Origin of the sequence: Actinokineospora xionganensis, from assembly GCF_014323725.1 — a bacterium.
Classification (GTDB): Bacteria; Actinomycetota; Actinomycetes; order Mycobacteriales; family Pseudonocardiaceae; genus Actinokineospora; species Actinokineospora xionganensis.
In genome coordinates, this window is record NZ_JABVED010000008.1 from 127642 (window position 1) to 147740 (window position 20099).

Sequence of the window (20099 nt, forward strand, 5' to 3'; positions counted from 1 at the left end):
GGAGCGAGGCGGACGGCCTCAGCGGGGAGACGGGTTCGAGACCCGGGTGATGAACGAGATACCGGCGACGGCCCGCTGCGCCAAGCCAACCGCGTCCGGCGCGGTGTCGGCGACGCATCGGGCGGACGCGGGTCGCGAGTAGGAGCTGACCAGGCCTTGGAACACCGCGCCGGGTAGCACGGAGACACCGATGACGGCATCGGACCCGGACTCGGGCTGGATCACCTCGACCAGCTCGCCGATCGGTGGCGGGGTGGCGAACCAGATCGCGGCCGCCTTCGGCGGTCGCGGCTCGGCCAGCGCCGCCCGGACCTCGGGCAGGACCTTGTGGCCGAGGGACTGTCGCAGCTGCGCTTCGATCAGGTCGACGCCGACGGCGTCGTGCACCAGTTCCCAGATCTCGTCGCCGCCCATGCGCACGTGGGTCTCGATGATCCTCGGCCCGCCGGGGGTGAGGATCATCTCGGTGTGCGAGGCACCGGTCCGGACGCCGATCGCGTCGAGCACTCGCAGGGCAAGGGCTTCGCACTCGACCCGGACGTCGTCGGCCAGCGGGGCCGGGATGACGTGACCGAGTTCCACGCGGGTCGCCGGGTCGGTGTACTTGGCCGTGACCGCGAGGACCACGTGTTCCCCATCTTCCGACAGGGCCTCGACGCTGTACTCCGGACCGTCCAGATAGGACTCGGCGAACACGCCAAGGCTGCGGTGCCACCCGTGGTCGGACGCGTTGTGGGCCCGGTCGAACGCGCCCTCGACGGCGGCCTCGTCGCGCACGACGGACACGCCGAAGCTGGCCAGGCCCCCGACCGGCTTGACCACGACCGGGAAGCCGTGTCGCTTGGCGAAGTGCCGCAACGCATCGACGTCCTGGACGATCTCGGCAGGCGTGTCATCGATGCCCGCCTCGGCCAACCGCAGCCGCATCGCGTCCTTGTGGTGGGCCAGCCGCACGGTCTGCACGCTGTGGGTGGCCACACCGAGCGCCTCGCCGACCGCGGCCGCGCGATCCTGGTCGTGTTCCCCAAGTGTCGCGATATGGGTCACCGGGTCGCCGCGGTGCACGACTTCGGCCAGCCCCACGCACTCCTCAGTGGTCAGATCAGCCGACAGCACCAGCAGGCGCGCGTGGTGCTCCGGGTCGACGAGCCGGTGCAGATGGTCGGGTCGGCACACCAGAGTGGTGCGCACGCCCTCTTCGAGGCCGCGGATTCGGCTGGGTAAGTCTCCGTTGCCGCTGCCGAAGATCATGACGTGTTTGGTCATGTCGATGCCTTTTCGTCGTCGTGATCGGGTACATAACCCTTGACAGCCACCGAGGTGACCACGGCCGCCGCGACGAAGAGGCCGATGACGACCAGCACGCCGGGCATGCCCCACGGCAGCACCACAGCCGTCATGAGGACCGGTCCCACGATGTGCTGGCCGGTGTAGCCGAGGCTGAACAGGCTGAGGTACTGCGCGCGCTTCTCCGGATCGGACAACAGGAACGACAGCTCCCAGCCCGCGACCGCGTGCAGGTTCTCGCCGACCGTGAGCAACGCGACCGCGCCCGCCAGCAGAGCGATCAACTGCCATTTCTCACCGTCGTCGGTCAACCCGAGCAACAGCCCCGCGGCCGCCAGCGCCACGATCGACCACCGCAACATCCGCATCGCGCCGTTGATGCCCCTGGCGTACTTGGCCACGTGCACCTGGACGAGCACGGTGATCACGGTGTTGAGCACGAGCAGTGTCGAACTCGTCGTCGCCGACAGCCCGCTGCGCTGCACCACCCACAAGGGAATGAGGATGAACAACATCGAGTCGTGCATCATCAGGACCGCGTTGGCTATGGCCACGGTGATGAAACGGCCGTCCCGGTAGACGGAACTCGCGCGCCGCTCCCGGATCGGGGCGCTGACGTCCTTGCTCACCGCTCCCTTGGTCGCGCGCACCGTCACCACCGCGACCAGAGCGAAAGCCGCGCCGCACAACGTGAACAGCACCAGGTACCCGGCGTGGGTGTGCATCATCTGCACGAGGCCCGCGACCAGGAAGCCCAACGCGAGACCGATGTTGTTCACCGTCCGCATCGAAGCCATCGTCCTGGTGCGATCCGCCTCGCCCTCCATCTGCCCGATGAGGACCTGCAGCAGCGGCAGCGCCGCCCGGCTCGCCATCGTGAACACACACGTCACGACCAAATAGCGCCAATAGTCGTCGGCCAGGACGTAGGCGGCCATCCCGACGCCGCGAACGGCGAGCAGGGCGATGTAGACGCGCGTCACGCCCAGCGACTGGGTCAGGCGGGCCACCGGCATCGGGACCAGCAGGCCGAATATGTTGGCGATCGCGATGGCCACACCCACCGAGGTCGCCGGAATCCGGACGTACTCGACGAAATAGAGCGTGGCGACGGCGAGGTACACACCGGTGGCGCCCGCGTCGATCAGGGCGCCCAGCGCCAGGACCCGGCCGCGGCGGCTGTGCGGGAGCAGTGCCTTCAACATCGGGCACCCGCCGCGTGGACGAACGCCTTGAACAGGCGGGAATCGCCACCCACCTCGGGGTGCCACTGCACACCGACGACGAAGTCGCGCGTGCTGTGCTGCACGCTCTCCACACCGCCGTCCGCGCACCAACCCGTCGCGACCAGGCCCGCGCCCAACCGCTCGACGCCCTGGTGGTGGTAACAGGAGACCTCGGTGGCCGCGCCCATGAGCGCGCCCGGCATCAGCCGCTCGTCGAGGGTGACCTCGACCGAGCCGAACCTGCTGCCCTCGGGCTGGTGACCTGGCCTGCCGATCTCCTGCCGCAATGTCCCGCCACACACCACGTTCAGCAGCTGAAGTCCCCGACACACGCCCAGAACCGCCAGATCCGCGTCGAGCGCGGCATCGGCGAGGGCGATCTCCCACGAGTCACGGTCGCCCTGCGCGTCGCCGGTCCCGCTTTCCCGTTCGCGGCCGTAGCGCCCCGGGTCGACGTCCGGACCACCGACGAGCAGCAGCCCGTCGAGCCACGCGACCAGATCGTGCGCCGCGGCCCGGTCGCCGTCCGGCGGCAGCAGGATCGGCAGTCCGCCCGCGTCGGCGATGGGATCGAGAAAGTCCCGCGGCACCAGGGAAGCCCGACGGTTCCACCCACGCCAGGACGCGTCCTCCTGGTAGGTGGTCACGCCGATCCTGGGGGCTCGCGAGACCCGTACCGGTGTGCTCATGGGGTCAGCGCATCCATGACCCAGGCCGAGTTGTGCCTGGTGAACCCGATGTGCGGGTAGTAGTCGACCGCGGCGGGCGCCGACAGCAGCACGATCTTGGCGCGCGGGTGGGCCTGGCGGGTCGCCTCGATCAGGTCCCGCCCGATGCCCTGCCGCTGGAACTCCAGATCCACGGCGATGTCCGACAGGTAGGTCACGTACGCGCCGTCGGTGATCGACCGGGAAATGCCGACCATGCGGTCGTCGATCCTGGCCACGACGACGAGGTTGGCGTTGCGCACCATGTCGGCGAACCGCTCGGCGTCGTCCACCGGACGGCGCTCGGCGAGAGTCGAGGCGCGATAGAGCGCGGTGACCTCGGCGACGTCGAGCGCCGCGCCATCGACGATCTCACATTTCCACATCGAACATCTTCTCCATTCGGTCGCGCACCACGTGCGCGCGGGACAGGAACCGGGCGGGCCGGAACTGGTCGTCGGTGGTCGCCACATCTCGGTCGGCGAGCGTCTCGCTCAGGTGCCTGCCGGTCTCGGCCGTCTCGGCCGCGGCGTCCTGCACCACGCGGTATGCCTTCTCCCGGTCCATCCCGCCGTCGACGAGATCGAGCAGGATGTCGGCGCTGTAGATCAGCCCGCGCGTTGATTCGAGATTCGCCAGCATCCGCTCCGGGAAGACCGTCATGCCGTCGACGATCTCCGCGGCCTTGGTCACCTGGTAGTGGGCGATGGTGAACGCGTCAGGGAAGACCACGCGCTCGACCGGCGAGTGGGCAAGGTCCCGCTCGTGCCACAGCGCGACGTTTTCGTACCCCGCGTCGGCGTAGGCGCGCAGAAGTCGGGCCAGCCCACAGATTCGCTCGCTCGACGTCGGGTTGCGCTTGTGCGGCATGGCGCTGGATCCCTGGTACGCGCTGGTCCTCGGCTCCTCCACTTCACGCACCTCGGTGCGCTGCAGCAGCCTCAGCTCCAGCCCGATCTGCTCGACCACGGCGCCCAGGACGGCCAGCACCGAGAGCATCTCGGCGTGCCGGTCGCGGGCGACGACCTGGCTGGGGATCGGCTCGACGCCCAAGCCCAGTTCGGCGCACACGGCGGCCTCGACCATCGGGTCGATCTTGGAGTACGTCCCGACCGGGCCGGAGATGGTGCCCACCGCGACCGCGGACCGGGCCGCGACCAGCCGGGTCAGGCAGCGGTCGACGGCGGCGGCGTGCAGTGCCATCTTCTGGCCGAAGGTGGTCGGTTCGGCGTGGATCCCGTGCGTGCGCGCGACACAGACGGTGTCCCAGTGCCGCAGCGACCGTCGGACCAGGACATCCCGCAGTCTGGTGGCCGCTTCGATCATCAGGTCGCACGACCGCGCCAGGGTGTGGCCCAGCGCGGTGTCGACCAGGTCGTAACTGGTCATGCCGTAGTGCACCCAGCGGCCGTGTCCACCGGGAATCGTCTCGGTGTAGGCCTCCAGGAAAGCCAAGATCTCGTGGTCGCGGGTGACCTCGCACTCGCGGACCCGCGAGACGGTCGGGACGCGGCCCTGCTCGATGGCGGCGATCGCCTCGCGCGGGATCACCCCGAGGTCGGCCTGCGCCCGGCTCGCGAGCACCTCGACCCGAACCCACGAGGCGTACTTCGCCTCGTCGGTCCAGAGGTCCCGCATGACGGGCAGGCAGTATCTGTCGATCATTGCGGTCGACGCCCCCACAGGACCAGGCTCCGCAGGTTCGCGGTCAGCGGGCCCGCGGCGAGGTCGGCGTCGAGCGCGGCCAGGCCGTCGGCGAACTCGTCGTCGCCGATCAAGTGCAGGCACGAGTAGGACTTGTCCCGAAAGCGGGTCGAGTCGGCGAGTTCGTACTCGCTCTCCACGACGTGTTCGTTCAGGTCGCCGAAACCGGCGAGCGCGAGGTCCCCGGACAGCCGCGGGATCGGGTGGTACCGGTCCGCCTCGGCGTCGATCGTGCCGGGGAAGTAGCGCGCCATCGGGATCCTGTTGCGGATGATCCAGTCCGAGTCGGTGACGGTGACGAAGTACCCACCCGGCTTGAGCGCGCCGAACGCGCGCCGGAAGTACTCCAGCGGCTCACGAACGTAATGGATCATGTCGACCGACATGATCAGGTCGAACGTCGCGGCCGGGAAGTCCAGTTCCTGCGCGTAGCCCTGACGCAGATCCAAGTCCTCCGGCTGGGTGCGCGCCACGGCCAGCATCTGCTCCGACGGCTCGACCCCGAAACACTTGGCCCCGGTCTCGCGACGCACCGCCGCGACGTGGTTCGCGGTGCCGCACCCGACTTCCAGCACGGTGTGCTCGGCGGTCACGCCCGCGCGCCGCACGATGTGCTCGATCAGACCCGGGTAGGTGCGACGGTGGCGCGCGTACTCGGTGGCCAGGTCGTCGTAGTTGAGCGTGGTCACGAATCCTTCTTTCCCTTGGAAAAACCGTCTTCCCAAACCTCGCGTGCCATGCGCAGGTACCAGCCCACGTACGCGAACGTGGCCAGCCACGCCTGCGGGCTTCGCAGCGAACGCAGGTATTTGAGCCATCCGGCCAGCGATGTGGCCGCGCCGATGTAGAGCCTGGCTGTGGTGTGCGCGCGCGGCTCGTCGTGCGGGAGCGCGCGCAGCATCCGCTCGATCAGCGCGTCGACGCTGCCGGGGAAGCGCAGGGGGAGCCGCAGGGAGGTCAGGTCGAGCACACCGTCGACCGGCCGCACGTCGTCCACCAGCCGGTCCTGCGTGCCCTCCTCGGCGGCGCGCAGGATCGCGGCCATGGGGAACACCCCGTGCAGCAGCGTGGCGAAGTCGAAGACGGGGTCGCCGTACCCGACGTCGGGGCGGTCGCGGCCCTCCCAGACGGTCCTGGGGTCGATCAGCACCGGGCTCCCGTCAGCGCGCAGCAGCATGTTGGCGGCGTAGATGTCGCCGTGTACCGCGCTTCCCTGGTTCGGCAGCAAGTCCGGCGCCACCTGGTCCAGCCACGAGACCGCGGCTCGGTAACCGTCCATGACGGTCCCGCCGGGCAACACGATCCGGGCTTCGAGCATGTCGTCGAGTCCGGTTTCGGGAAAGAGCGCCGCGAACGTGGCGAGAAAATCGGTTTGCCCACACAGGATGTGGTAGCGCTCCCGGTAGAGGTAGTCGGCGACGGTCGGACGTTGCGTGCCCGCGGTGAGCCGGTACCAGGCGCCGACCTGATCGAGGTGCGGTTCAAGCTGGTCCAGGGCCGCGGCCGCCAGCGTGGTGCGCTCGTCGTCGGCGAACAGCGGCGACAGCGGCAGCGGCAAACCCGCCTCCATCAGGCTCACCGCCTGCGTTCCCTCGTGGTGCACGCCGTGCACCTCCGGGAACAACCCCCGCCTGCCATCCTTGGCCAGCAACGCGTTCACCTCGCAGGCGAACGCGACCTCCCCCGCGATCGCGGCGGCGTCACCGACTTTCGCCACGATATCGGCGCCGTCCACTCGAAACTGGACCACACCCCGCGAGTCGGACCCGGGTTTGTGCATCTTGGTGAACTCGGGCCGAGCCATGGCACCCGCCCATTCCCGCAGGCGGGCCGCCACGGCGAAGTCGACGACGTCGGCGATGCGGCCGTTCGGATCAACGTCCAGTGGAAACCAGGTGCCGTGCAGGGTTCCACCGACGATCAGTGCGCCCACACCACAGGGACAGTCGCGTTCGACCACGGTGAAACCGAACCTGCGCAACCGTTCGACCTGCTCGGGCGCGGGCTCGACCCCGGCGAAGAGAACTGACGGGACAGCTGTGTCGAACGCGCCGTCGCGATCCGCGAGCGCGGTGTAGACCTCAGCCAGTTCACGGGCGTTCACCTGTCGCGAACGCGCGCGCACCACTTCATCCACGATTGTCATGGCCCCTGAAACTCCCCGTCAGGGCAACGATCGCGCCCTTGCTCCTCCGCTCGCCGCCCGAGCACGGGCGGACAATACGCCCTCCGTCACCGACTAGTCGATGAGTCGCCACCTGTTGTTACGCCATCCATAGTGGACATTTGGGCGGGCGCACCGCCTCATCCCCCGGCCCATTCCCGGCGACGAATCGCATCCGGCCGTGCCACTACTCCTGTTGGTTCACAGGTGGACGTCGAACGGACCAGTCGAACGACGCAGCGGCGTGCGATCACGGCGACGCATAGCGCATCGACAGGCCGAACGAAAGGTCCAATCAGCTTGCGCCATTCACAGTGGCCGCCGCGAGACTGGCAAAAGGATCTTTCGCGGACGCCCGCGTGAGCAAGGCCGCGACATCCCCCGCGCACCCCCCGCAACCGGTCGTCGCCCTGGTTCGGCGGGCGACTTCGGAAACCGTGCGTCCCTCGCAGGCGAGGATCGTCTTGGCGGTGACCCCGTTGCACCGGCACACCACCTGCTCGGTGGAATCGCCCGACGTCGCGAGGTCGAACAGCAACGCGGCAGGGTCGGCCGGGGCCGGGCGGGCGCGATCGAACAGGTCCGTCACCGTGCCCATCGTCCCCGTGTCACCCATGAACACCGCGCCCACGATCACCCCGGCTCGCAGGACGAGTTTTTTGTACCGGCGTCGGGCCGGGTCCGCGAACACGACGACTTCCGTGGCGGGGTCGTCCACTTCGTCGACGACCGCGCTGTCCCCCATCGCGGCCAGGTCGATGTCCTGCGCCTTCAACCGCAGCACCGGCAGCACCGGCCGGTCCCGAGGTTCGGGCGACCACCCGCCGATGTCCGCGGCGGCGCGCGACGCCTGCTCCCAAGCGGGTTCCACCAAGCCGTGGACCACGCCGCGGTGTTCGGCGCAGTCGCCGACCGCGTACACCGCCGGATCGGTGATCGACCGCATCCTGTCGTCGACGACGACACCGCCGTTCACCGCCAGTCCGCACGCGCGGGCCAAGGCGACCTCCGGCCGGGTGCCGCAGGCCGCCACCAGCAGTTCGCAGCTCAGTACGGTGTCGTCGGTCAGCCGAACCGCCGACACCCGCTCCTCGCCCGACACCGCCGTCACCGCGGTGTCGAGGTGCACCCGCACGCCGTGCGCGGTCAAGGCCATCGCCAGGATCCGGCCCGCGACCGGGTCGAGGTGTCGTTGCAGCAAATGCGTCTGCTGGTGCACCAGGTCCACCGCCATGCCCCGACCGGCCAACGCCCTGGCGGCCTCGACGCCCAGCGGGCCGCCGCCGAGCACGACCGCGTTGCCACCCGGCCGCGCCGCGGCCAGGATCGCCCGACAATCCGATGCCGTACGGAACGTGAACGCACCCGGCGTGAGCCCGGCGGCCCCACGCAATCCGGGAATGGGCGGCACCACCGGTGTGCTGCCCGTGGCGAACACCAGCACGTCGTATTCGGTGGCCCCGTTCTCGGTCCGCACCACCCGCGCGGCCCGGTCCACTTCGGTGACGGACCGTCCCACCCTCATGTGAACGCCGTCCGGCGCGGCGGGCAGGGCGATGTCGCGCAGTGGAAACGTGTCGGCGAGCACGCTCGACAGCAGGATCCGGTTGTAGGCGGGCTCGGGTTCGGCGCCGAACATGGTGATCTCGTGACGGAACCCGGGATCTCCCGCCCGCAGGTCCGCCGCGAAGCGGACGCCCGCCATCCCGGTGCCGATGACGACGATCCTCATGACGCTCTCTCCCCTGCCCGATCCACTCTGGCAGCGCACACTTTGAACGCGGGCATCCCGGACACGGGGTCCAACTTCGGGTCCGTCAACAGATTCGCCCGTCCATCACCGGCCCAGTGGAACGGCATGAACACCGTGTCGACCGGAACGTCGTCGGTCACCCGGGCCGCCGCGATGGCCGCACCCCGGCGAGTGCGAACCCGGACCATGTCACCGTCGCGGACTCCGAGCTCCGCCGCGTTGGCCGGGTTCAGCTGCACGAACACCGCGCCCTCCGCCGCGGCGAGCTCATCGATTCGCCGGGTCTGCGCACCACTCTGGTAGTGGGCGAGGACCCGGCCTGTGGTGAGCCTGAGCGGAAACTCGGCGTCGGGGCGCTCGGTCACCGGCGCGTACTCGACCGGGTGGAAGACCGCCCGACCGTCCAGGGTGGCGAACCGCTCGGCGAACAGCCGGGGGGTACCGGGATGGTCGGCGGACGGGCATGGCCAGAAGACACCGTCGCCTTGGTCGAGGCGGTCGTAGGTGATGCCTGCGTAGTCCGCCCGGCCGCCGCTGGAGGCCGCGCCGAGTTCGGCGAACACCGTCTCCGGGTCCGCGTCGAAGCCGGGGGCGCCGAGTCTTCGGGCCAGGTCGGCCACAACGTCGAGTTCGTCGCGCACCCCGGGCGGGGCCGGGCGGGCGCGCCTGCGCCGGATCACCCGCCCCTCCAGATTGGTGATCGTGCCGCTCTCCTCCGCCCACTGGCAGACGGGCAACACGACGTCGGCGATCGCGGCGGTCTCGGACAGCACGAAGTCGGCCACCACCAACAAGTCCAGGCCGCGAAGGGCGCGTTCGATGTGCCCGGCGTTCGGCGCGGAGACCACGGGATTGCTGCCGAAGACGAGCAGCGCCCGGGAACCGTCCGCCGTACCGAGCCCGTCGAGCAGCTCGTACGCGGACTGCCCCGGACCTGGCAGGTCGTCCGGGCGGACTCCCCAGACCGCGGCGACGTGGGCACGGTCCGCGTCGTCGCGGATGGACCGGTAGCCCGGAAGCTGATCGGCCTTCTGGCCGTGCTCGCGGCCGCCCTGCCCGTTTCCCTGGCCGGTCACACAGCCGTACCCGGACCCAGGGGCACCCGGGAGGCCAAGCGCGAGCGCCAGGTTGATCCAGGCTTGGACGGTGTCGGTCCCGTTGCTGTGCTGTTCGGTGCCGCGGCCGGTCATGACCAGGGCTGTCCGCGCCCCCGCGAGCGCGGCGGCGGCCGCGCGCTGGGCCGCCACCGGCACCCCGGTGACGCGTTCCACCCGTTCGGGCCAGTAGTGCGCCAACACCCGCCGCAGCGCGTCGAAACCCGTCGTGCGCCGTTCGATGTAGTCCAGGTCGTGGTGGCCGTCGGCGATCACCAGATGCGCCAGCCCGCAGGCGAGGGCCAGGTCGGTGCCCGGGTGGGGCCGCAGGTGCAGGTCGGCCAGCCGCGCGGTGGCGGTGCGCCTGGGGTCCACCACGATCAGGGTTCCGCCCTTGGCCCGCTGCGCGTTGAGGTGTCGGGTGATCGGTGGCATCGTCTCGGCGACATTGCACCCGACCAGCAGGACCGCGCCGGCGTCGGCGATGTCCGCCACCGGGAACGGCAGGCCGCGGTCGATGCCGAACGCTCGGTTCCCCGCCGCGGCGGCCGACGACATGCAGAACCGCCCGTTGTAGTCGATGCGGGAGGTCCGGAGCGCGACGCGGGCGAACTTCCCCAACTGGTAGGCCTTTTCGTTGGTCAGTCCGCCGCCGCCGAACACCGCGACCGCGTCGGGTCCGTGCTCCGCGCGCAAGGCGGCGAGCCGGGCGGCGATCAAGCTCAGTGCCTCGTCCCACTGAGCGGGGCGCAGCGGCCCGTCACGGCCGTCGCGGATCAACGGCGTGGTCAACCGATGCGGCGAGTCCAGCAGCGAACCCGAGGTCCAGCCCTTGACGCAGAGCCCTCCACCAGCGGGAAACGGCCGTGGCCGCACCGTGGCGTCCGGACGCACGGTCATCGCGCACTGCAGAGCGCAGTACGGACAATGCGTGGCGACGCCCGCGGCGACCGAGTCCAGCACCCTGTGTCTCCCCTCGCTGATGCCCACCCAGTCGGGCGACGATACGCAGCCCCCGCCCCCGCGGGATCATCCAGCCCCACCAAGCCGTCAATGTCCTAAAAGGACCATCGGTGGACTTTCCCCATTGCTCCATTTGGGTCTTGGCGGCCACGCCGGAAACCGTCAAGCTCGCCAGTCGGGCGAGCATAGGAGACGAACGGCGTGACGATGGCGTCATCGGTGGAGTCCGCGCCACAGCATGGACGATGGATCGATGAATGGGAACCAGAGGATCCTCGGTTCTGGGAGACCCGGGGGCGGCGAGTGGCCACCAGGAACCTGATCTTCTCGATCTTCACCGAGCATCTCGGATTCTCTGTATGGATCTTGATGAGCGTAGTCGTGGTGTCCCTCCCCCAAGCGGGCATCACCCTTTCGGTGAGTCAGACGTTCTGGCTGCTGATCGTCCCGAACCTGGTCGGCGCGGCGCTGCGCATCCCCTACACGTTCGCCATTCCCCGCTTCGGCGGCCGCGGGTTCACCACGTTCAGCGCGCTGATCCTGCTGGTCCCGACCGGCATGCTCGCGGTGGCCGTGACCATCCCGGATCCGCCGTACTGGTTCTTCCTCGCCACCGCGGCGGCGATGGGACTGGGCGGCGGGAACTTCTCGTCATCCATGGCCAACATCTCGTTCTTCTTTCCCACGAGCAAGAAGGGATTCGCCCTGGGACTCAACGCGGCGGGCGGCAATCTCGGCGTCGCGGTGACCCAGTTCGCGGTGCCACTGGCGATCAGTGCGGGGACCGGGATCAACCTGGTCAACGCCGCGCTGATGTGGATGCCGGTGATCATCCTGGCCGCGGCGTGCGCGTGGTGGTTCATGGACAGCCTCACGTCCGCCAAGTCCGACGGCGAGTCCTACGCCGAGGCGATGCGCGAGGGCCAGACGTGGATCATGTCGGTGCTCTACATCGGCACGTTCGGCTCGTTCATCGGCTTCTCCTTCGCTTTCCCAACGCTGCTCAAGGCCTTGTCCGACGGCCGTTCGAGCTGGGTGGGCGCGGCGTTCACCGGCGCGCTGATCGGGTCGGTGTCGCGACCGCTCGGCGGCTGGCTGGCCGACCGGATGGGCGGAGCCAAGGTCACGATCACCGTGTTCGGCTGCATGGCGGCCTGCACGTACACGACCATCACCGGGCTCGCCGCCAAAAGCGTCCCGGTGTTCTTCGCGTCATCGGTCGCACTGTTCATTCTCGCCGGAATCGGCAACGGCTCGACGTACCGGATGATCCCGCTGATCTTCTCCGCGGCGGTCGGGACCGGTTCCGAGCCGGGCAGGCTCGACGAGGCCATGAAAGCCGCGAGGCGCAAGGCCGCGGCCGCCGTCGGAATCGCCGGGTCGGTCGGAGCCTTCGGCGGTGTCGCGGTGAACCTGGTCTTCAAGAGCTCCTTGGAGAGCGGATCACTTCAGCCCGCCCTCTGGTCCTTCCTCGGGTTCTACATCGTGTGCTGTGCGCTGACGTGGTGGTGCTACCTCCGCAAGACAGTGGCCATCGAATGGTCACCGAGTCTGGCCTACGCCAACGTTTGAGGAGTCGGTCTACTCCGACAGCGCAGATCACCCCGCCCGGACCACGTCCGCGAAGTAGTCCTCCCACCGGCACTCGATCAGCCGCGCCGTCACCCGTCGAGATCCGGTGTCGACACCACGCCCTTCGTCAGCCGCATCGGGGAGAGCTTGCGGTACGGCTCCCCGTCCATGGCCGGGTTCGTGAACAGCCTGCCAGCCGCATCCCGCACCTGGGCCGTTTCGTCGGGCTCGCTGTAAGCGCCCCCAGCATCCCAGCACGACAGCCACCGCGTCCCCGAACAGCCGGGGATTCTCCGATACGAGGTAGTCCCCCTCACCGCATCGAGCTGATGATCATGACGAACTCGTCCCTATGAGGTCTTTCGCATCTGCCGATCAAATCACGACGGAGATCCACGCAAGGTCGCGCCGCCCCAGGATGGACGGTGGCACGGAGACCGGGTCGTGGCCGTTTGTGTTGTCAGGGTGCGTGTTCGGTCGGCCGGTCCGCGGGGTCGGGTGGCGTCTCGGCGGCGATCAGGCGGGTCAGGACGGTGTGGACGTCGTCGAGCGGCTGGGTGGATTTCGCGCTGCGGCTTTGGGCGATGGCGCCTTCGATCGAGCTGACGGCCAAGCTGGCCACGGCGCGGGCGCGGGTCGGGTCCCTGTTCTGATCGGCGATGGCGGCGGCGATCTTGTCGACCCAGGTGGCGAACACGGCGCTGGATGCGACCTGCACCTCCGGCTCGGTCGCGGCCTGCGCGGCAGCGAGGATCGGGCAGCCCATCGTGTACCGGCTGCCCGTGAGGACCTGCTTCCAGTAGTCGATCATGCCGGCGATCGCGCTGGCGGGTGAGCGCGTGGCGAGCAGATCCTCGAGCATGGCGCTGATCGTGCGTCCGGCCGCGTAGGTCGCTTCCGTCATGAGCTCGGATTTGCCGTCGGGAAAGTGCTGGTAGATGGAGGCGCGGGCGGTCTTGCTATGGGTGAGCAGATCGGTGAGACCGGTCGCGTGAACACCGCGCTCGCACATGAGGGTGATCGCACTGAGCACTAGTCGCTGCCGCGGGCTGTTGGCCACAGTCGGATCCTTCCACAGACATTCTATAGACCGATCAGTCCATCGCCTGTAGTGTTACCGCGAGTATAGACCAATCAGTCTAGATCGACGGAGGGTCGAGTTGACTACCACCGAATTGCCCAGCGGGGTCGAACTGCTGCGCGCGATCGCGGCGACGAAGCAGTCCACGGGAATCTGGACCCTGCTCGGTATGGACGCGACCGAAGTCGAGGAGGGCCGCGTGTCGTTCACGATCACCACTCGCCCGGACTTCGCCAACCCGCTCGGTGCCGTGCACGGCGGGATCTGCGCGACCTTGCTCGACTCGGTCATGGGTTGCGCCGTGCATTCGACGCTCGGCCCCGGGGTCGGCTACAGCACGCTCGAGTTGAAGGTCAACTACATCCGCACCGTGCCCACCGACGGCACCCGACTGGTCGGCACCGGCACGGTGCTCCATTCCGGTCGCAGCACCGCCACCGCCGAGGGACGCATCGTCGACGAGCGTGGCCGTCTGGTCGCTCACGGCACCACGACCTGCCTGATCCACCAGCCTCAGCGAGGAGCCCACCCATGAGCGACTGGGACGCGATCGTCGTCGGAAGCGGCATGGGCGGAATGACCGCCGCCGCGTACCTGGCGGCCAACGGCAGGCGCACGTTGGTACTGGAGCAGGGCGACGTGCTCGGCGGGTGCACGCACGTGTTCCGCCGCAAGGGCTACGAGTTCGAGGTCGGCGTGCACTATCTCGGCGACTGCGGACGCCCGGAGGGCAACATCCCGACCATGTTGCGCGGCGTCGGGGTCGACAAGCGCGTCGACTTCCGGGAAATCGACCCCGACGGGTTCGATGTGCTGGCGTTCCCGTCGGTGACGTTCAAGGTGCCCCGCGGCTGGGACGCCTACCGGGACCGACTGATCGAGACCTTCCCGGATGACGCCGCGGCACTGCGGCGCTATGTGCGCGTCATTCGCAAGATCGCCGACGCGGTCGACCGCGCGACCACGCCCGCCTCCAACCGGAACATGGCGGCCATGGCGGTGCGCGCCGGGTGGGCCGCGCCGTTCGCGCTGATGCCGCTGACGACCTTGCTTGACGTGTGCCGGGTCGGGCCCGCGCCGCGCCCGGTGTTGTGCGGGCAGACCCCGGCGTACGCGGCGCCTGCCAGCCGTGCTCCCGCGATCGTGCAGGCCGGGTACCTGAAGAACTATGTCGAGGGCGGCGCGTACTACCCGGTCGGCGGCGGGCAGGTCCTGTCGGCGAGCATGGCCGAGGTCGTGCGCGCCAACGGCGGCGACTTCCGGCTCAACTCCCGCGTTCGCGGGATCGTCGTCCAGGACAATCGGGTGCAGGGGGTCGAGGTCGACGGCGGCGAGTTCATCAGCGCGCCGGTCGTGGTGTCCAACGCCGACCTCAAACGCACCTACCTCGAACTGCTCGACCCGTCGGCCGTCTCCACGCTCAAGCGCAAGCAGGTCTCCGGGTACCGGATGGCGTGGCCGCTGTTCAACACCTACCTCGGTCTGGACATCGACCTGAGCCAAACCATGACCAGCGGCCAGATCTGGAAGTTCCGCACCGATGCCGACTTCGGCCCGATGCAGCAGGCCATCAGCTGGGAAGGCGCCGGGCGCGACCGCGAGCGCTGGCTTGCCGCGGTGCGCAAGAACATTTGCGCGATGATCCACGTCGCCACCAACAAGGACCCGGACACCGCGCTGGCACCCGAGGGCCACTCCGTCGTCGAGATCATGACCTACCTGCCGCCCGACCACGCCCTGTGGGGACTGCGCGGCGGCGGCCCGGTGGACGGTGAGAAGTACCGCACCAACTCCGAGTACGTCGCCGTCAAGGACGCGGTCACCGAGATCCTGATCGACCTGGCCGCCGAGGTCATCCCCAACCTGCGCGACCACATCGTGTGGAAAGAGGCGGGCACACCCATCACCCAGGAGCGCTACACCCACTCCACCGCGGGCGGCTCCTACGGCATCGAGATGAACCTGCGCCAGATCGGCCCCCTGCGCCCCCTTCCCAAGACCGGGATCAACGGGCTGTATCTGGCAGGCGCGAGCCTCGGCTGGGGTCCCGGCGTCGAAGGCGTGATGCTCTCCGGCGTCGGCGCCGCCAGTGCCGTGCTCAAGCGCGACCTGTTCACCGAGATCCGCGACGGCGCCGTCTTCGGCAATGCCGACGCCGTCGCAGAGCACGACACGGACTGGGATCCCCTCGCCGTGGCCACCGACACCACGCTGCGCGGCAAGAAGGCCCGCGCGAACCAGCGCGGTTGACCCGAAACCATGAGGAGGCCGGACTCGATGACCACGACCACCGCGCCGACGGCCCCTGGCCGAGCCCACCCGCTGATGGCGGTCGGCGGCCCCCAGTGCCAGGTGCCCAGCACGATCGGAGCAGTCACATGAAGGCCCGCGAACTGAACCTGGAGACGCTCCGGCTCGACCAGCGCGGCCGGGTCCTGACAGCGTTCTACTCCAGTCCTCCGCTGAACTTCGTCACCACGGCCTTCCTCCGCGATCTCGACCAACTGACCCGCGCCGTGGATCGAGACCGCGGGGTGGGCGCCGTCGTACTGGCAAGTGATGTCGCCGGGCGGTTCCTCACCCACGCCGACGCGGGCGAACTCGGTGCGATGGCCGAGCTACCGCTCCCTGAGCTGCCGGCCGGGGTCGTGCTCGCGTTCTGGAAGGTGGTGAACCGAGTCATCGGCCTGCCGGGTGGCGCCGCCACCGCGCAGCGCCTGGGACCGATGGGGATCGGCCTGCTGTGGGGACATCGGTGGAAGAAGACGATTCTGCGGATGAATCGCTCCGGAGTCGTTTACCTCGCCGCGATCAGCGGACCAACCCTCGGCGGTGGGCACGAGATCGCCCTGGCGTGCGACCTGCGGTACGCCGCCGATGATCCGCGGGTGGTGCTCGGCCAGATCGAGATCCTGGCAGGCATCATTCCCGGTGGCGGCGGCACCCAGCGACTCCCGCGCCTGATCGGCACCGGACGGGCCCTCGAACTCATCCTCGAGGGAGCACCTGTCGACGTTCACCGGGCTCACGAGCTCGGCCTGGTCCATCGGCTCGTCGCCGCTGACGAGCTGTTGGAGCAAACCCAGGCCACGGCCGCACGACTCGCGAACCGCTCGCGGTCAGCGGTGGCGGCAGCCAAGAGCTGCGTGTATTCCGCCACGGACCGCCCGCTGAGCAGGGGCCTCGACCGCGAGCTCGCCGCCTTCCTCGCCACCGGCACGACCGCGTACGCCCGGCGGGCGTTCCAGGAGTTCGCCACGGACTTCCACACCCACGCCGACACCCCGTTCGTGGCCGCCCCTGCGGAATGGGTCGACGGCACCCGCATCCCCCAGGCAGACAGCTGATCACCCCTGGCGCCCCGAGATCCACGGCGACAAACAGCATCCGGCCCCGACCGGCCACACCTGCGAGAAAGCACTGCGGCTCGACCATTACCGGAACGGTCGCGACCGCATCACCTCCCCGCTGCGCCTCGCCGACGACGCGATCAAGGAGGAACACAGCGGCCTTCTATGCCGGGGGCGGCAGCGCGACCACGTCCCGGCCGCCAACGGCCAATCACTTCGCGCCGCATACGGCGGGCCATCCACCCGCATCTCGCTGGCCTTCTCCTGCGCGATCGCCTTGGAGCAGTGGCGCGATCCCAAATCCTTCGGCACGCTCAGTTCTCGGTCACAGTGCAGGCCTCGTGTCGGACGACACGACGCGGGAGGCGCTGCGGAGGCTCGGTGACAGCCTCGACGGCTGAGGCCCACTGCTGTACTTCGCTGCCGCACATATGTCGGCGACACTGGGACCGATCCAGTGACCCCTTCGGCGTGAACTATGCCGGAATCTGCCCTGAACTGTGGAAACACGACTTTCGCAGGTCGGGGTTGGTCCATTGAGGAACGTTCAGCGCGGATCAATGCCGTTCGACGCACACAAGGGCTCCCAGATTGCTCCCAGGCGTGCTTCCAAGCCAAACGTATGGGTGTTCGATTTCGACCCCGGTCGAATCGAACACCCGAAGGACAAGTCGCGCCGATCGGAACTGGACGCCTGGAGCTCAGTCGTCACACTCGGCGAGAAGGTGACGCCACAGGAATGGCTGAGCGCCGGGAGATCGGGCGAGTAGTCGGAGCATCCGGGCCAGCAGGCGGGCTTGATCTAGGCCGAGAGAGCACTGCCCGGCTTGGTGAGTTCGGCGACCGCATCGATGGCGGGTGTGAATGCCATGGTTCGACTTCTTCCAGAAGAGACTGTCCGCACCCCGACGGGCCACGGCCCGCCGGGTCACCGGCGGGCCGTGGAGTCGTGCGTTGTCGGATCTCGATCCCGCTGTCTACGGCTGTTCGAAGACGTTGGGCGCGGGCGCGGTGCGGTCGACGGTGTGAACGACCTTGTCGGACACCGACACCCTTCCCGAGCTGTCGGTCGTGATGGCCTGGAAGGTCACCTCGGTGCCGTCAGCCAGACCCTTGGTGTCGTAGAGCACCTTGTAGTCCGGGTTGTCGTCGGTTCCGACGTGCGTCCACTTGCCGTTCTTGCCGACCTTGACGGCGAAGCTGACCTCGTGGAATCCCTGGCCGTGCACGGTCGCCCGGACGAACGGCCGTCCGTTGATCTTGCCGCCCTGAGCGAGGTCCAGGGTGGTGGCCGCGGCCTTGCCGCCGTTGACGTCGGCCAGCGGCACGGCTGCCCGGTACACGACCGCCGACAGCGGCGGCACGGTCACGGTGAGCTTGCCCCCGGCGTCTGTGTTGTGTGTGCCGTCCGGTGTCGGGTAAAGCCGCACGAACGGCGCGTTCGGCGAGTACGTCGCGACACTGGCGGTCTTCTCGGCCTCGCTGTTGTTCAGCGCGACCACGTACTCCACCTTCTCGTCGCGGTCGATGCGGGAGAAGGCGTAGACACCAGGTCCGTTGTCGGCGTACCGGTGGATCTGCGCGCCGTCGCGCAGGGCGGGGTGCTCGGCGGTGAGCTGGTTGAGCCGCTGCAGGTACCGGTACATCGGGTGGTTCTGGTCGAAGTTGGACGTCGCGGTGGTCGCGTCGGTGCCCAGCAGGTCGTTGTCGTTGTAGCTGCTCACCTTGCTGGGGAACATGTCCTCGCGGGCGTCCTGGTCGTTGCCGTCGCCGGTGAAGCCCTGCTCGTCGCCGTAGTACACCACGGGGTTGCCGCGGGCGAAGTACATCAGCTCGTGCGCCAGCTGCGACCGGCGCAGCGTCTCGGAGTTCGCGATGCCCGGGTTGTCGGCCTGGATCATCCAGCCGATGCGACCGCGGTCGTGGTTGTCGACGAACGTGGGCAACTGGTAGGCGTTGGAGTCGCTGTCGGTGTACATGTCGTCGGTCTGGAAGAAGGTGGCGAGGTCCGCCGCCGACGCCGACTTCGACGCGAAGTTCCGCGCGTTGTCCTGGAAGGTGAAGTCCAGCACGGACTGGTACTTGCCCTCACTGGTGTAGGCCGACAGCTCGACGGGGTCCTCCACCGCGGCCTCGCCGAACATGTAGAAGTCCGGCCTGCCGTTGGCCCTGGCGTAGTCCAGCACACCGGTGATGAACTGCTGCCAGAACGCCATGTTGACGTGGCGGGTGGTGTCGATCCGGTACCCGTCGATGTTGTACTGGGTGATCCAGTCCTGGAAGATCTTCGTCATCCCGGCGACGACCTCGGGCCGCTCGGTGAACACGTCGTCGAGGCCGAAGAAGTCGCCGTAGAGCGAGTTCTCGCCTTGGAACGTGGTCTCGCCACGGTTGTGGTACATCGTCGGGTCGTTGAGCCACGCGGGCGACTTGACCGACTTGTCCGCCTCGGTGCGGAACGTCGGGTTGTAGGGGAAGCTGGTTTCGGGGTCCAGCTTCGGGAAGACCGCGGCGGTCTCGTAGTCGCGGTCGTCGAACTCCTTGCCGTCGGCGTCCTTGTAGGGTTGATCGGTCTTGGAGCGGTAGGGCTGCTGCTCGCCTTCCTCGTAGCTGATGACGTCGCCGGTGTGGTTCACCACGATGTCGAAGAAGACCTTCATCCCGCGGGCGTGCGCCTGCCGGACCAGTTCCTTGAGGTCCTCCGCGGTGCCGACGTGCGGGTCGACCTGATCGAACTTGGTGATCCAGTACCCGTGGTAGGACGCGGTGGTGTTGGTCTCGCCGGTCGGCAGCTTGCCCTCGAAGAGCCAGTCGTTGTACATCGGCGGGGTGATCCAGATGGCGGTCTGGCCGAGCTCCTTGATGTAGTCGAGCCTGCTGGTCAGTCCTTTGAGGTCACCGCCGTGGTAGAAGCCCTTGTGCGTGGGGTCGTATTCGTTGACCGCCTCACTGCTGGCCTGGTCGTCGTTGGTCGGGTCGCCGTTCTCGAACCGGTCGGTCATCAGGGAGTAGATGCGCTCCCTGGTGAGCGGGCTGCGCAGGCTCGGCTGGGCGAGTTGCTTGGCGTTGCCCGCCTCGTCCGGCGCGGGGGCCGCCGCGGCACCGGAGGGCGCCAGGGCCAGGGTCGCGCCGCACGTCCCGGCGAGGGCGGCTGCCACCCAGCGCCGCCGGGCGCGGGTGTCGCTGTGTTTGGTCATG

15 protein-coding genes are annotated in these 20099 nt (G+C 68.7%); 4 read left to right on the forward strand and 11 right to left on the reverse strand.

The window, feature by feature from the left end; all coding sequences use genetic code 11:
* Window positions 1–18: 18 nt before the first annotated feature.
* The 9 genes from GPZ80_RS15805 to GPZ80_RS15845 form a co-directional block, all read right to left on the reverse strand.
* Window positions 19–1266, reverse strand: coding sequence for an ATP-grasp domain-containing protein (locus GPZ80_RS15805; RefSeq protein WP_187221127.1), 1248 nt, complete (start codon window positions 1264–1266; stop codon window positions 19–21).
* Window positions 1263–2492 carry an MFS transporter gene (locus GPZ80_RS15810; protein WP_187221128.1) on the reverse strand — a complete coding sequence of 410 codons (1230 nt, stop codon included), beginning with the start codon at window positions 2490–2492 and terminating at the stop codon, window positions 1263–1265. Before GPZ80_RS15810 ends, GPZ80_RS15805 begins: the two co-directional genes overlap by 4 nt.
* Complete coding sequence (locus tag GPZ80_RS15815; protein ID WP_187221129.1) at window positions 2486–3202, reverse strand: gamma-glutamyl-gamma-aminobutyrate hydrolase family protein; 717 nt, start codon at window positions 3200–3202, stop codon at window positions 2486–2488. Before GPZ80_RS15815 ends, GPZ80_RS15810 begins: the two co-directional genes overlap by 7 nt.
* Window positions 3199–3606, reverse strand: coding sequence for a GNAT family N-acetyltransferase (locus GPZ80_RS15820; protein WP_187221130.1), 408 nt, complete (start codon window positions 3604–3606; stop codon window positions 3199–3201). The genes GPZ80_RS15815 and GPZ80_RS15820 overlap by 4 nt, the downstream gene beginning before the upstream one ends.
* The gene (purB, locus tag GPZ80_RS15825) at window positions 3593–4858 is read right to left on the reverse strand and encodes an adenylosuccinate lyase (RefSeq protein ID WP_222719379.1); all 1266 of its coding nucleotides are present in this window, start codon (window positions 4856–4858) and stop codon (window positions 3593–3595) included. Before purB ends, GPZ80_RS15820 begins: the two co-directional genes overlap by 14 nt.
* 23 nt (window positions 4859–4881) lie before the next feature.
* Window positions 4882–5613, reverse strand: coding sequence for a class I SAM-dependent methyltransferase (locus GPZ80_RS15830; RefSeq protein ID WP_187221132.1), 732 nt, complete (start codon window positions 5611–5613; stop codon window positions 4882–4884).
* On the reverse strand, window positions 5610–7070 hold the full coding sequence (locus tag GPZ80_RS15835; RefSeq protein WP_187221133.1) for a phosphotransferase: 1461 nt from the start codon (window positions 7068–7070) through the stop codon (window positions 5610–5612). The genes GPZ80_RS15830 and GPZ80_RS15835 overlap by 4 nt, the downstream gene beginning before the upstream one ends.
* A gap of 313 nt (window positions 7071–7383) precedes the next feature.
* Window positions 7384–8820: an FAD-dependent oxidoreductase gene (locus GPZ80_RS15840; protein ID WP_187221134.1), complete on the reverse strand. Its 1437-nt coding sequence runs from the start codon at window positions 8818–8820 to the stop codon at window positions 7384–7386.
* Entirely contained in the window at window positions 8817–10835 is a 2019-nt protein-coding gene (locus tag GPZ80_RS15845; protein WP_187221281.1) for a molybdopterin oxidoreductase family protein, read from the reverse strand. The genes GPZ80_RS15840 and GPZ80_RS15845 overlap by 4 nt, the downstream gene beginning before the upstream one ends.
* 270 nt (window positions 10836–11105) lie before the next feature.
* Here GPZ80_RS15845 and GPZ80_RS15850 point away from each other — a divergent pair, with 270 nt between their 5' ends.
* Window positions 11106–12470: an MFS transporter gene (locus GPZ80_RS15850; protein WP_187221282.1), complete on the forward strand. Its 1365-nt coding sequence runs from the start codon at window positions 11106–11108 to the stop codon at window positions 12468–12470.
* 460 nt (window positions 12471–12930) lie between these two features.
* Here GPZ80_RS15850 and GPZ80_RS15855 read toward each other — a convergent pair whose 3' ends face one another.
* Window positions 12931–13530, reverse strand: a complete 600-nt coding sequence (locus GPZ80_RS15855; RefSeq protein WP_187221135.1) for a TetR/AcrR family transcriptional regulator — start codon at window positions 13528–13530, stop codon at window positions 12931–12933.
* 100 nt (window positions 13531–13630) lie between these two features.
* On the opposite strand from GPZ80_RS15855, the gene GPZ80_RS15860 reads away from it, so the two are divergent.
* The 3 genes from GPZ80_RS15860 (at window position 13631) to GPZ80_RS15870 (ending at window position 16898) form a co-directional block, all read left to right on the forward strand.
* Window positions 13631–14086, forward strand: coding sequence for a PaaI family thioesterase (locus GPZ80_RS15860; protein ID WP_246477150.1), 456 nt, complete (start codon window positions 13631–13633; stop codon window positions 14084–14086).
* Window positions 14083–15801, forward strand: coding sequence for a phytoene desaturase family protein (locus GPZ80_RS15865; protein WP_187221136.1), 1719 nt, complete (start codon window positions 14083–14085; stop codon window positions 15799–15801). The genes GPZ80_RS15860 and GPZ80_RS15865 overlap by 4 nt, the downstream gene beginning before the upstream one ends.
* A gap of 128 nt (window positions 15802–15929) precedes the next feature.
* Window positions 15930–16898: an enoyl-CoA hydratase/isomerase family protein gene (locus GPZ80_RS15870; protein ID WP_187221137.1), complete on the forward strand. Its 969-nt coding sequence runs from the start codon at window positions 15930–15932 to the stop codon at window positions 16896–16898.
* Between the two features lie 980 nt (window positions 16899–17878).
* Here the strand turns inward: GPZ80_RS15870 and GPZ80_RS15875 are convergent.
* Window positions 17879–20098: an alpha-amylase family glycosyl hydrolase gene (locus tag GPZ80_RS15875; RefSeq protein ID WP_187221138.1), complete on the reverse strand. Its 2220-nt coding sequence runs from the start codon at window positions 20096–20098 to the stop codon at window positions 17879–17881.
* Window position 20099 lies beyond the last annotated feature (1 nt).

Excerpts from the sequence above, each read along its gene's own strand:
- GPZ80_RS15805 (WP_187221127.1), bottom strand. The coding sequence starts at position 1,266 with ATGACCAAACACGTCATGATCTTCGGCAGCGGCAACGGAGACTTACCC.
- GPZ80_RS15845 (WP_187221281.1), bottom strand. The coding sequence starts at position 10,835 with ATGACCGTGCGTCCGGACGCCACGGTGCGGCCACGGCCGTTTCCCGCT.
- GPZ80_RS15835 (WP_187221133.1), bottom strand. The coding sequence starts at position 7,070 with ATGACAATCGTGGATGAAGTGGTGCGCGCGCGTTCGCGACAGGTGAAC.
- GPZ80_RS15840 (WP_187221134.1), bottom strand. The coding sequence starts at position 8,820 with ATGAGGATCGTCGTCATCGGCACCGGGATGGCGGGCGTCCGCTTCGCG.
- purB (WP_222719379.1), bottom strand. The coding sequence starts at position 4,858 with ATGCGGGACCTCTGGACCGACGAGGCGAAGTACGCCTCGTGGGTTCGG.
- GPZ80_RS15875 (WP_187221138.1), bottom strand. The coding sequence starts at position 20,098 with ATGACCAAACACAGCGACACCCGCGCCCGGCGGCGCTGGGTGGCAGCC.
- GPZ80_RS15865 (WP_187221136.1), top strand. The coding sequence starts at position 14,083 with ATGAGCGACTGGGACGCGATCGTCGTCGGAAGCGGCATGGGCGGAATG.
- GPZ80_RS15850 (WP_187221282.1), top strand. The coding sequence starts at position 11,106 with ATGGCGTCATCGGTGGAGTCCGCGCCACAGCATGGACGATGGATCGAT.
- GPZ80_RS15810 (WP_187221128.1), bottom strand. The coding sequence starts at position 2,492 with ATGTTGAAGGCACTGCTCCCGCACAGCCGCCGCGGCCGGGTCCTGGCG.
- GPZ80_RS15815 (WP_187221129.1), bottom strand. The coding sequence starts at position 3,202 with ATGAGCACACCGGTACGGGTCTCGCGAGCCCCCAGGATCGGCGTGACC.
- GPZ80_RS15870 (WP_187221137.1), top strand. The coding sequence starts at position 15,930 with ATGAAGGCCCGCGAACTGAACCTGGAGACGCTCCGGCTCGACCAGCGC.
- GPZ80_RS15820 (WP_187221130.1), bottom strand. The coding sequence starts at position 3,606 with ATGTGGAAATGTGAGATCGTCGATGGCGCGGCGCTCGACGTCGCCGAG.